Raw genomic sequence first — 13561 nt, forward strand, 5'->3', positions numbered from 1 at the left:
GAAAAGGGCAGGTGGCGCTACCATTAGATTGCAGGAGAAACGCTTGGCATAGGCCAAGCCGGGGAAATGGCGCAATGATCAGGAGGGAAGATATGCTGCCTTTAAATATTAATACGATTATTGATAGCGTGACAAAAAAAACCGCGAATCTCAAGATTATGTTCCTCGGGGACAGCATTACGGCGGATGGCCTGTATATCCGCTTAATCCGGGAATGGCTGAAGCAGCACCGCCCGGATCTGGCGGTGGAGCTCATCCCGTGCGGTGTCCCCAGCGAGACGGCCTCGGGACTGAGCGAAGCGGCGCATCCGTTTCCGCGTCCCTGCATCCATGAACGGCTGGCAAGAGAGCTTGCGGCAGCGTCTCCGGGTGTGGCCGTAGCTTGCTATGGAATGAACGACGGGATTTATCATCCCTTGTCGGAAGAGCGTTTCGCAGCCTATCAGGCGGGAATGCAGCAGCTGAGCACACAAATCCGTGAAGCCGGGGCCGCTGTCGTGCTGATGACACCGCCGCCATTCGATGCCCCGTCAATGAACGGCCGGCTGCAGCCGGCGGATGCGGCTGATTTCAGCTATCTGGCTCCTTACCAGAATTACGATGAGGTGCTGGAGCGTTATGCGGGCTGGCTTCTGTCCGGTGAATGTCCTGCGGATGGCATCATCGATTTGCGCACACCGCTGCTGGAGCATATCCGGCAGGAGCGGTCATTGAATGCCTCGTATAGATATGGCGACGGAATCCATCCGGACGCAGCGGGACACGGGGTAATCGCACGGACAATTCTGCGGAATTTGTTCGATGCAGAGCCGGATACGCTGCCGGGTGCGGAATCGGGGGAGGCGGCCCGCGGAAAAGCGGATTGACAAGCAAAATGGCGCGGGATTATATTAAGGTCACCCTATGAGCCGGGAGAGATCACCTATGAATGTACTGCAGACGATCCGCTCGCGGAAATATTTACAGCGGATTATACTCAGCTTTATGCTTGTTGTTGCCACACTGGCTGTGGCTTCGCTATTTGTGAACTCGAATGCCCGCGGCAAGGTGCTCAGCCTGCAGAACGAAGCCGACCGGAAGCTGCTGACCCAAATCAATTACAATATTGAGAATATGAATGGTATCGTGAAGGATTTGGCGGTTTCGCTGTACAATGACGAAGAACTGCTCGCCCTGAAGTCCGGCGCGGATTACAGGCAGAGCATTCTCAAGATTGAGCGCCTCAACCATACTGTGGCAGCTTCCCCGTATTTGCATGCTGCCGTCTTTTACAATGGGGCCCAGCACCGGTTCTTCTCGTCGCTTAACCATGAAATTAACAATAGTCTCCTGTACGATTCCCTTAAGAACTATATGGCCTCGCGGGCGGATCTGCCGAAGCTGCAGCTGATTCCGCTGGACCTTGACGGAAAGGATGAGGGGATAGACGTATTTGCGATCTTTATATATGACGGGGACACTCTTGGTTCCATTAATGACAATGTGCTGATTCTGACGGTGAAGCCGGGCTGGATGCTGGATAACATGAAAGCGCTTAATCATGTGGCGGAGCGGGAAGATGATGTCCTCTTCATTACGGACAGTGACGGCGAGGTGCTTATTTCAACCGACGGGCTGCTTCCGGCCGGTCTTGACATCAAGGCAGACCTGCTGCCGCGGATTGCTTCTTCGGCTGCGCCGCTTAATTCTTTTAACGAAACGTTTGGAGACAGGAAATACAAGGTCACTTATCTGAGCAAAGCGCTGAATAACTGGCAGATCGTCAGCATGCAGGATTACGATGTTGTGCTGGGCAGCGTCCGGCAAATGAAATGGACGGAGATCGCGGTCACGCTGTCTGTTGCTTTGCTCGCTATCCTGCTGTCCGTGTTCTTTGCCTTAAGGCTGTATAAGCCGGTGGGCCAGCTGCTGACGCTGGTGCCGCAGGATGTACGCGGTGCTCCGCAGGCGAAGGATGAGCTGTCGCTGATTGCGGCGAATGTAACCGAGATGATCAGCAAGCTGAAGGGTCTGGAGCTGGAACGGGCCTCGCAGTCCAATATTGCGAAGCTCTACCAGCTGCGCAGCCTGATCGGGTCAAGCCAGAGCCTCGATGAACAGGCATTCCTGCAGATCAGGGAGCAGCACGGAATAGACATCGCCTATCCGTCGCCGCTGCGGCTGGCGCTGGTACAGATCGACAATCTGCAGGGGCTTGCGGCAGAACCGGGGCTGCCGATGGAATCCCTGCTGTACTTTGCCATTGCCAATATCGGCCAGGAGCAGCTGCGGCTGGAAGGCACTTGTGAAGCGGCCGATATGAAAAGCGGCCATCTGGTCTTCATCACCGGCAGCGGAGCCGGGACACTTGCGAAGCTGGAAGAGCGCTTCCGGGAGCTTCAGCAGACGATTTTTGACTATTACCATATTACCTTTACGGTTACGCTGAGCGAAGTGTTTACGGATTACCGCTGCATCACCCGGCATTACAATTTGGCCATGCGTCACTCGAACTACCGGATGGTCTTCGGCAAGGGAGCAGTGATTGAGCCTGAAATGCTGCAGGAGAATGAGCGGAATGAATCGCTGCGTATCCCGCAGGAGCTGGAACGGCAGCTGACAGAAGGACTGAAGGGCGGGGATCTGGCAGAGACAGAGCAGACGATCCGCAAATGGAGAGAATTGCTCGGCAGCTTCAGCTACGAGAATATGTTCTCGGCGGTTCTTCATCTTGCGGTTACCTTAAGCAATACGCTTGGCGAGATGAATAACCGCAACGTCAACCCGGTATCGGTCAACCTGCAGGCCGTTAACCGGCGTATTCTGGAAAAAGAGACGCTGGATGAGATTGAGGCCGTACTTCTGGAGGTTGTGCGCGAGGTGGCCGAGCAGCGGCGCAGCGGGCGGGAGGATAAGAACCGGCTGCTGGCCGAAACGGTGAAGGAAATTATTGATAAGCATTACGCGGATCCGGATCTGAATGTACAGCGGATTGCCGATATGCTCAAGATGAATTCGGTCTATCTGGGACAGGTATTCAAAGCGCAGGAAGGCACGACAGTCGTGGATCAGATCAATGCAGCCCGCCTGGCCTATGCCAAAGAGTACCTGGAGCAGAAGGACCTGACCGTTACAGAGATTATGGAAAAGGTCGGGTTCGGCAACGAAAGCTATTTCTACCGTCTGTTCAAACGCCGCTACGGAACGACGCCGAAGGAATACCGCCTGAAGTCTGCCATTGACCGCAGCAAGTAAACAAGCCTCTGCAACCTTAAGCCCAGGCCCGCTAAATGAGCGATGTTCATTTAGCGGGCTTTTTGCTGCGCCACGTATGGCTTCGCCCGGCCGGTACAGGAAACTGGCAACAATACAGCCCCTCTTTACAGCAATCTTGCAATTGTACAGTAACACCGAAGCCTGATTCACGCTATTGTTAGTCATGCAAAGCCTGGTACACAGGCAAACAGCTGCAGCTAAGGAAGGAAAGGAAGGGGCTTTGGTTATGTTGAATAAGGTTCCACTAGCGGAACAAAGAGCAAGTTCAGGTGCGCCGCCGGGAACGCGCAGAAGAACGTGGATTAGAAGAGAGCTTCACCATTTCCGGAACAACCGGGAGCTGTTTCTGCTCTCACTGCCGGGACTCCTGTACAAATTGATTTTTGCGTATATTCCAATGATCGGCCTGATTATCGCCTTCAAAAATTACCGGTATGATCTCGGCATCTTCGGCAGCAAGTGGGTGGGACTGGATAATTTCCGTTATTTATTCACTACGGATACGGCGTGGCGGATAACCCGTAATACGGTTCTATATAATACCGCCTACATTGTGGTAGGTACCTCGGCAGCACTGCTGCTGGCGATTCTAATGAACGAAATCAAGGCCAAGTGGAGCAAGTTCTACCAGACAGCCTTGTTTCTGCCACACTTCCTTTCCTGGGTACTTGTGGGTTATGTGGCCTATGCCTTCTTGAACCATTCGGATGGTTTTATCAACCGCACCCTGGAATCCTTCGGGCTGAATCCGGTGAGCTGGTACCAGAATGCGGGGCCATGGCCGGTGATTCTCATTCTGGTTCAATTATGGAAAGTGGTGGGGTTCAACACGCTGATTTATTTTGCCGGCATTATTGGCATTAACAGCGAATATTACGAGGCAGCGCGGATCGACGGGGCGACTAAACGGCAGATGGCGTTCAAAATCACAATCCCCCTGATGGCCCCGATCATCATCATTATGCTGATCCTGTCTATCGGCAACATGTTCCGCGGCGACTTCGGCCTGCATTATTTTATTCCGAACAACTCAGGTTTTCTCTACGGCTCTACGGATATCATCGATACCTATGTGTACCGTGCGCTGCGTGAAGTCGGCAATGTAAGCATGTCTGCGGCTACAGGCTTTTACCAGTCGGTTGTGGGTCTGGTGCTGGTGCTGACGGCAAACGGAATCGTGCGCAAAATTGATTCTGATAATTCCCTGTGGTAAGGAGGTGCCCTGACAGTGGGCAAGAAATTCGAATTTTCCAAGCTGTTCATTAATCTGCTGTTTACGGTGCTGTCGATTGTGGTCGTCCTGCCGTTTCTGCTGGTCATCGCCGTATCGCTGACGGATGAGAAGTCGTTGACCGAAAACGGGTATCAGTTTATCCCGAAAACCTTCAGTCTGGATGCCTACCGCTATCTGCTGGACGCTCCTGACATTCTGCTCCGCGCCTATGGAGTGACCTTCACGGTGACCATTATTGGCGCGCTGGCCGGCCTGCTCCTGACCGCGATGACTGCATACGTGATCTCACGGCAGGATTACCGGTATAACCGGGCGACGACCTTCTATGTATTTTTCACCATGCTGTTCAGCGGGGGGCTCGTTCCTTCCTACATTCTCATTACGCAATATCTGCATCTGAAAGACAGCCTGCTGGCGCTGATTCTGCCCATTCTGCTGTCGCCGTTCAACATCATGGTCATGAAAGGCTTCATGTCCAAAATTCCGCTGGAGATCATTGAATCGGCCAAAATCGACGGGGCGCGTGAATTCCGTATTTTCTTCAAGATTATCCTGCCGCTGTCGATGCCTGCGCTGGCTACTCTGGGTCTTCTGATATCCTTCACGTATTGGAATGAATGGTTCAACGCGATGCTCTACATCGACGATCCGAACAAAGTGCCGCTGCAGCTGCTGCTGGTGCGGACGCTCAACAGCATTGAATTTCTCACGACGAACTCTGAATTTACCGGACAGCTGGGCATCGATCTATCGAGTTTCCCCAACAGCTCGGCGCGGATGGCGATTGCCGTACTGGCCGGCGGACCGATGCTGGTGATCTTCCCGTTTTTTCAGCGGTTTTTCGTCAAAGGGCTTACGGTTGGCTCCCTAAAGGGTTAACATACAATTACATGTACAAAGTACAGGAGGTCACTTACATGAAAAAGAAGCTGTTTGGAGTTCTGGCATCTGCATTGCTTGTTGCATCGGTGCTATCCGGCTGCGGAGGCAACAATAACGGCGGCAACAGTAATGCCGGGAAAGGTACCGAAGGAAGCAGCGGAGCGGAAAGCACGCAAAGCGCGGCTCCGGAATCAGGAAACGCAGGCGAGCTGAAGCCGGTCGAACTGACCTGGTATTATCCGCTGTCGCAGCTGCAGGCCGATCAGGAGAAGGTGCAGGAGGAAGTCAACAAGCTTGTGAAGGCGAAGATTAATGCCACAGTGAAGCTGATGCCTGTTGCGATCGGGGACTATGTGCAGAAGATGAACACGGTGCTTGCAGCGGGCGAGAAGTTCGACATTCTCTGGACCGGCTACATGCTGAAGCCCGAAGAGCTGGTGCGCAAAGGAGCCATCCAGCCGATGGATGCCCTGCTGGATGAATATGCGCCGGAGCTGAAGGCGGATGTGCCGCAGGTGATGTGGGACGGTCTGTCGGTCGACGGGGAAATTTACGGTATTCCGAACCAGCAGATCAACGGCTCCCGTTACGGATTTATTATCCAGAAACGTTTCGCTGACAAGTACAATCTTGATACCGCTTCCATCAAGAAAATTGCTGATATCGAACCGTTCCTGGCCCAAATCAAGCAAAATGAACCGGATATCATTCCGTTTGGCGTATTCGGAACTTCCTTCATCAATCCGCAGTCCCATGACGACAAATATTGGGTAGTTCCGGGGCTGGATGACCATTTCTATATCAAAACGGATGATCCTACGTATACGCTGCAGCGTTATCCGGAAGAAGAACTGGACAATTTCCGTCTGGCCAGCAAATGGTATAAGGAAGGCTATATTTACAAGGATGCCGCTACTGAAAAAGCGAATGATTATCTGGCCAAAGGCCAAATTGCCGTCGATTTCAACGTTACTCTCAAGCCGGGTGTGGAGGCTGAGGTGAAGGCCAAAAACGGCGGCAACGAAGTTATTACTGTACCGCTTAGCGACTGGTTCTCCAACGGCTATTCGGCTACGACCAACCAGTCTATCAGCCGTACGGCTCCTAATCCGGAACGCGCGATGATGTTCCTGAATCTGGTGAATACTGACAAGGAGCTGTACAATCTGCTCTGTAACGGCATTGCCGGTGAACATTATGATAAGGCCGATGGGGAGTACATCAAGGCAAAGGCGGATTCCCGTTATCTGCCGAATATGGACTGGGTTTTTGGCAGCGTATTCAACTCCTATCTGAAAGAAGGGCAACCGGAGAATGTCTGGGAAGAGACCAAAAAGATCAATTCCACTTCAGAGGTCAATCCTGTAGGTGCCTTCAAGTTCAATTCCGAACCGGTGAATACGGAGATCGCCAACCTGAATGCGGTCTGGGGTGAATATAAACGGGGACTGGTTACCGGAACACTCGACTTCGAAGAGACCTGGCCTGCATTATACGGCAAGCTGAAGGAAGCGGGCGAAGAGAAATATGTAACAGAGGTAACCAAACAATTCGAGCAATTCCTTAAGGATAAAGGCCTGAAGAAATAAGCCTCATAGAGAATATACCTGCACCTTTGGAGGAGATCACAGGAACCTGCTGCTCATGGACGGCTTCGCCAAGATATAATACCGGCGGAGCCGTTATCATTCTAACCGGAAAGGAAGAGGAGCCTTGGTGAAAAAACGTTTGCTTGCCGCCCTTGCCGCCAGTATGTTGTTCACGATCAATCCTGCCCCGCCGATTGCGGGTACTGTATCGGCGGAGGGAGGGTCTCCGGGGGCGGTTATTTATGTCGCCACTAATGGAAGCGATTCCAATAATGGGACGCAGAATGCCCCGTTTCTGACTTTGGAAAAAGCCCGGGATACCATCCGGACGCTGAAAGCGGAGGATGGCTTGCCGGAGGGCGGCGTCACTGTGTATTTGCGCGAAGGAAGGTATGAACGGACGTCCAGCTTCGAGCTGCGGCAGCAGGATTCAGGCGAAGCCGGCAAGCCGGTCACTTACACGGCTTATCCGGGTGAGTCCGTGACTTTGTCAGGTTCGGAGCAGCTGGCCAAGTCAGCGTTCGTTCCGGTCACGGACACGTCGGTGCTCAGCCGTATTATAAGTACAGAGGCTAGAAGTGAGGTACTGGTAGCTGATCTGGCAGCGCTCGGGATCACCGATTACGGCCAGCTCAGCCGTCATGGCTATTATCTGGCCAATGATCTGAGCGAGGTGCCGCCAATGGAGCTGTATGTGGCCGGACAGGGCATGACGCTGGCCCGCTGGCCCAATGAGAGCACCGTCCAGATGGATGAAATCCTTGATCCCGGTCCGACAAGGAAGGACCCGGACGGGGAGGTGCATACGCGCGGCGGCACCTTCACTTATACGTATGACCGGCCCCAGTACTGGACGCAGGCAGACGATATCTGGCTGGACGGGATCTTCGGCTACAGCTGGGAGTGGTCGTATAACAAGATTGCTTCCATTGACACGGCTGCCCGAAGCATCACCCTCCGTTACGGGGAAATGAGCGGCATCTTCAAAAACTGGTACCCTGATTTCCATTTTGCGCAAAATCTTCTGGAGGAAATCGATATGCCGGGCGAATATTACATCGACCGCCAGGCGGGCAAGCTGTATTTCCTGCCGAACGCCGAGTTTGCAGCCGCCGAGAATCCGGATATTGAAGTCACGATGCTGAAGAGTCCGATGATCAACGCGCTGAATGCTTCGTACATTGACTTCTCCGAGCTTGTGCTTGAGAATGGCCGCGATTCTGCTGCAGTGTTCATGGGCGGCAGCCATATGCGTATTCTGAACAGCGAGATCCGCAATTTTACCAACAGCGGGGTACTTGTTAACACACAGAGCCGGTTCTATTACAACAACTTTGAAGGAGCACCGGGAACGGACCACGCCATCCTCAGCACCCATATTCATCATATCGGCGGCACCGCCGTCACGCTGACAGGCGGCAACAAAACGACGCTTGCGCCAGGGAACAATGTGGTGGAGAATTCGCATATTCACGATTTTGCCTACTATCACAAAGCCTACAATCCCGGGGTGCTGCTGTCCGGCGTCGGCAACCGCATGTCGCACAATGAGCTGCATGATGCGCCCCATCCGGGCGTGCTGATCTTCGGCAATGATCATACCGTGGAGTATAACGAGATCTATGATGTATGCACCACCTTCTCGGATCTCGGTGCGATCTACATGAATGCCGGCGAGCAGCCCCATGAGCGCGGCACGGTCATCAGGCGTAATTACTTTCATAACATCGGCGAGAGTAAAGCCGGAGTGGAGGGCGTATATCCCGACAATTTCACGATGGGATTGACTATCGACGAGAATATTTTTTACAAGATGGGCAATTCGGCTATTAAAAACAACGGCGGCGCGCATATCCTGACCCGCAACAATATTTTTATCGACAGCAAAATTCCTTATGATTATGCGGATATGTTCCTGGGCGATGAGCCGGATGATCAGGTACCGCTGAACTACATGCCGAAGTGGCAGGCGCTGTTCGCGGCGAACAATAATTTCACCGGAACCCCGTATCTGACGAAGTATCCCGAGCTGGCGGATTTCTTCACGGAGAACCGGTATTATCCCGACACCAATACGTTCCAGGGGAATGTTGTCTACAACCCGTCGGTTCCGCGCAGTGTAACGACCAATGTGTACGGGGCATACGACAAGTTTGGGCTGGTCCAGTATGCCAATAACTGGGTGACTGCCGCAGATCCCGGCTTCACCGACCTGGCGGGAGGCGATCTGTCGCTGCGGCCGGATGCGGATGTCTTCGATGTCATTCCCGGGTTTCCAGACATTCCGTTTAACGACATCGGCGTTACTGGCAAAGCTGGCACGACAGCAGGCACGGACAGCTATCCTGTTCAGGGAGTAGCCGTCTATGACAGCGAAGTTACCGTGGACCGCTGGAAAACGCTGAAGCTGCGCACGGCGGTGCTTCCTTGGAACGCGGATCATCCCGTCCTGACCTTCACTTCGGCCGATCCCGGTATCGCAGCTGTGGATACGGCAGGTATTGTAACCGGCCAGGCGGTCGGCAGCACGGTCATTACGGTAGCCTCGGCGGAGAATCCGCTGCTGACGGCTACGGTTACGGTCAACGTGGAGGCTGGCGACGGCGTAATGGATTTCACGGATTTCGAATCCGGCGCGAACGGCTGGCTGCAGGATGCGAACCGCAGTATTGAGAAGATTGGGCCAAACCGCTGGTACAAGATTCTGAACGGAGCCTCAGCGCTCAGTCCCAAGTCCTTCTCCGATTACGAGCTGAGCTTCAAGCTGAAGACGCCGGAGATTATGGGGGATAATGTAACCCTGTATATTTTCGACCGCCAGGCCGGCAGCGGCTCCAGCCGGATCGGGTACAAGACGCGGGCGGACGGCACCTCCGCCTGGCTGCTGTACAATTCAGCCTGGACGGTGCTGAAGGAAGTGAAGCTGCCTGGGCATGACCTGCAGCCGAATACAGAGTATGCGGTCAAAATGCTCGTTAAAGGCGGTGACATCAGCGTGTACCTGGATGGAGCCTTCCGCCTGAAGGGCAATGATCCGGGGCATAACGCGGCAGGAAAAGTCGGCTTCTATGTCAGCAATGTCAGCCAGATGCATTTCGATGACATTCAGTTCAAGGCACTTACGACTACGCTGGCCGGAATCATTCCGGCGGAGAGCAAGGTGCGTATTGCCGCAGGGGAACAGCGGCAGTTGCAGCTATCCTTTGATCCTGCTGATACGCCGGATACAGGCGTAACCTGGCAGTCGGCCAATCCGGCGGTTGCCACGGTGGATAGCACGGGCGTGGTCCACGCCGTATACGAAGGGGAAACCCTTATCTCGGCTGTGTCAACGGTAAATCCGCTCATTAAGACGGACATTACAGTAACCGTCTCGAGCATCATGCATGAGACGGATTTCGAGAACGGGGGCAACGGCTGGCCGGTAGATCCCAACCGCAGCATCGCTGCTGATCCGGACGGGAACCGCCGCTATAAACTGCTGAACGGTGCTACCGGCCTGCTCGACCGCAGCTTCACTTCTTATCAGCTGGAGTTCAAGCTGAAGACGCCGCTTGTGATGCCGGATAACGGCATCCTGTACATCTTCGACCGCCAGGACAGCTCCGGCTCCACCCGGATCGGCTACCGTACCCGGGCAGACGGAACCTCCGCCTGGATCCTGTATAACACAGCCTGGCAGAAGCTGACCGAGACGGTCCTGCCTGGACATGACCTGCTGCCGGATACGGAGTATGATGTGAAGGTGACGGCCCGGGACGGAGATATTGCCGTATCTGTGGACGGCTCGCCAAGGCTCTCCGGCAGCGATCCGGGTCACCGCCCTTCAGGCAAGGTCGGCTTCTATACCAGCGGCTTCGCTTATATGCTGTTCGACGATATTACTTTCTCGGTACTGCCATAAATCTAATCTAAGCTTCGAGGGCGCTCTTCCTGCGGGAAGGGCGCTTTTACAGTTGAGCAGGCTGGGAATCTAAGAGGAGCGTTTATGTTAACGAGCCACCAAGGTAAAAAAAGAGCATCCGAGGCTGCGCCTCAGATGCCTTGTATTTAGTATTGTTCTATGACTGGTTGAAATCTTATAAATCTTCTACACTGGCAGGCAGATTTTTACCCGCTGCATTTGGCTTCGTGTACATTTTATTGAGTATCACTGTTTGCACGATAATAAATATACCGCCTACTGCCCAATATAACGGCAACGCGGCGGGCATAGCAAAAGAAGATAAACCCATCATGACCGGTGATAACAATCCGATAAAAGCCATTTGGCTATTCTGATTCTGCTGAGGCTGTGCTGAAACAGATTGAGACACACGGAACTGAACGTAATACACCGCAGCGGCAATCAGCGGCAAAATCATATCTGTTGTCCCCAAGTTAAACCACAGAAAATCGTGAGCGGCAATCTCCGGGGTACGGCGAATGGCGTAATAAAATGCGAGAGTGATCGGCCATTGGAGAAGCATCGGTAAACAACCCATGTTTAAGGGATTGAATTGATGCTTCTGGTAGAGCTGCATCATCTCGGTTTGCTCTTGTTTTTTGGCATCCGCACTGACGTCGTTCTTGTACTTCTCCTTAAGTGCAGTTAATTCCGGCTGGAGGACGGCCATCTTTTCTTTCATAACCATTTGTTTCTTGGTTTGATTCATCATGAGCGGCAGGATCGCAAGTCTGATGATGAATGTCATCACCACGATCGCTAATCCGTAGTCTCCGTGAAAGGTATCCGCAAAGAATTTGATTAAGAGCGAAAATGGATAAATAAAAAAATGGTTAAATATCCCTGGTGAACCGGCATTAATCGGGTTGGATTGGGATGCTGCCGAACACCCGCTGAGCATAATGACCGGAATAACTCCAATCAAGATGACCAGAATGGGCTTGGCCCATTTTTGTAGCAACATAATCTTTTTCATCGTTGTCCTCCCTAAATGAAAGTATGGAATTCAATGTGGGGAAGGACTATGGTCTTCATCATCAGGTGCTTCTCTTCGTCTGACGGTACGTACTATCCACTTCTGAATGCCGCCCGGTTGAGACAGTCTGACAGCCACATACCAGGTCGAACCGGCTGCAGCAATTGTTTCATGACCCCAGTGTATCTCTTGTAAAGAAAAATGGGTGAATGGAATTAACACTAAGGAAGAGATGAGCGCAATTGAGAATGCCAATTGAACCAAGTCATAAAAATGCTCCAGTCAAGTTCACCTCCGAATGAGCCGTATTGGGAAAATTTGAATAATGGTTATACGATTCGAAGAACTGTGTGGTTTCATTAACCTGCCTGTTAACTTAAAACCTTAAAAGCGGTTCACCGCGTTATAGATTCAATGGATGCTGTTCCTGTATTTCTCGGGGGAGATTCCTTTACTCTTCTTGAACATCTGGCTGAAATAAGACGGGGACAGATTGCCTACTTCTACCGCAATTTCCCCGATGGATTGGCTGGTGTTGGCGAGCAGGATACAGGCTTCTCTGACACGCCGCTGCATCAGATATTCGGACAGTGTGATGCCGGCATATTGTTTGAATACATGCGAAATATGGTAGGGAGACAGATGCAGGCTGGCAGCCAGCGCCTCAAGGCTGAAAGGCTCCTTGTAATGTTCATCCAGCCATTCGGTAATCCGCTGGACATGTGAGCTGCCGCGTGAACGAAGGAGATTGTCTTCGGACAGGACACCAGGCAGCCGGGTCTGAAACTGCCGGATAAGCTGGAGGATGAGCAGTCCTGTGTTCTCTTCCTGTCCGGCAGCAGCGTGCTCGGTACACTGATGCAGCTCTTCCAGCACCTCGGGAATCCGGGTGTCATTCATGCCGTAGAATACCGGCTGCCGCAGGCTGCCCCTCCACAGGTTCCGGAAGAATTGCCCCAGGATAGGAAACGCGGAAAGATAATGGTCCATGAAACCAGGATCAAAGGTCAGATTGGTCCGGATATAGGAACGGCCTTCTGCCGGAGGAACCATTACACGGTGCAGCTGATAGGGCTGAAACAAGACCAGTGTATGATCCTCAATAGGGTAGGTCTGATTCTCCACCATGATCTCACCGCAGCCGCTATAAATGTACAGGATTTCAATTCCCCTATGTGCATGAAAATAGAGGGATTCCCCGTCAATATATTTATATTTGTACATAAACAAACCGGGGTCCATTCCCTCGGGCGGATGATTGTTACTATTCCTGTCCATGCTTATGCGACGCTCCCTTATCAACCATAGTTTACTGCTATTAATTCCATTACTGCTAACTTCAGTATAAATAGGCGGCTGGCAAAAATAAAACAGTTATATCAATCACCCTTAAGGCTGCAACCAACCGGCCAACTAACCTCTCAGAAAAATAACTAGCTAATCAGACGAACAACTAACCAATCAGACGAACAGTGAATCAATCGCTCTGAGGCAGTGCAGGCGGGAAAATCCAATACTCCATTCCTAAAATGTTGTAAGTAATACAGCTTTGGTTCCCAGATACCTGGGCGTTCGGGAGAATTGTTGTATGAAATACAGGAATTGTCCCTTTAAGCCGCTTGGAGGAGGAGAATTGCTGCATTTTCTGCAACAATTCCGGATTTGGGCTGATTTGATGA

General features: G+C 52.4%; 8 protein-coding genes. 6 read left to right on the forward strand and 2 right to left on the reverse strand.

What is annotated here, in order from left to right:
* The first annotated feature begins 92 nt into the window (after nucleotides 1–92).
* The 6 genes from NSQ73_RS05420 (at nucleotide 93) to NSQ73_RS05445 (ending at nucleotide 10864) form a co-directional block, all read left to right on the forward strand.
* Entirely contained in the window at nucleotides 93–866 is a 774-nt protein-coding gene (locus NSQ73_RS05420; protein ID WP_340985642.1) for a DUF459 domain-containing protein, read from the forward strand.
* 58 nt (nucleotides 867–924) lie between these two features.
* Nucleotides 925–3234: a helix-turn-helix domain-containing protein gene (locus NSQ73_RS05425; RefSeq protein WP_340985643.1), complete on the forward strand. Its 2310-nt coding sequence runs from the start codon at nucleotides 925–927 to the stop codon at nucleotides 3232–3234.
* A 247-nt stretch (nucleotides 3235–3481) separates the two neighbouring features.
* Nucleotides 3482–4468: an ABC transporter permease gene (locus tag NSQ73_RS05430; protein WP_340985644.1), complete on the forward strand. Its 987-nt coding sequence runs from the start codon at nucleotides 3482–3484 to the stop codon at nucleotides 4466–4468.
* A 15-nt stretch (nucleotides 4469–4483) separates the two neighbouring features.
* Nucleotides 4484–5368: a carbohydrate ABC transporter permease gene (locus tag NSQ73_RS05435; protein ID WP_340985646.1), complete on the forward strand. Its 885-nt coding sequence runs from the start codon at nucleotides 4484–4486 to the stop codon at nucleotides 5366–5368.
* A gap of 38 nt (nucleotides 5369–5406) precedes the next feature.
* Nucleotides 5407–6960: an ABC transporter substrate-binding protein gene (locus tag NSQ73_RS05440; RefSeq protein ID WP_340985647.1), complete on the forward strand. Its 1554-nt coding sequence runs from the start codon at nucleotides 5407–5409 to the stop codon at nucleotides 6958–6960.
* A gap of 127 nt (nucleotides 6961–7087) precedes the next feature.
* On the forward strand, nucleotides 7088–10864 hold the full coding sequence (locus tag NSQ73_RS05445; RefSeq protein WP_340985648.1) for an Ig-like domain-containing protein: 3777 nt from the start codon (nucleotides 7088–7090) through the stop codon (nucleotides 10862–10864).
* A 175-nt stretch (nucleotides 10865–11039) separates the two neighbouring features.
* Here NSQ73_RS05445 and yidC read toward each other — a convergent pair whose 3' ends face one another.
* Entirely contained in the window at nucleotides 11040–11882 is an 843-nt protein-coding gene (yidC, locus tag NSQ73_RS05450) for a membrane protein insertase YidC (RefSeq protein WP_340985649.1), read from the reverse strand.
* 411 nt (nucleotides 11883–12293) lie between these two features.
* A complete protein-coding gene (locus NSQ73_RS05455) occupies nucleotides 12294–13160 on the reverse strand; it encodes a helix-turn-helix transcriptional regulator (protein ID WP_340985650.1) in 867 nt (288 codons plus the stop codon).
* Nucleotides 13161–13561: the final 401 nt, after the last annotated feature.

The sequence above is a fragment of the Paenibacillus sp. FSL R10-2736 genome (genome assembly GCF_038000245.1).
GTDB classification, from domain to species: domain Bacteria; phylum Bacillota; class Bacilli; order Paenibacillales; family Paenibacillaceae; genus Paenibacillus_AQ; species Paenibacillus_AQ phytohabitans.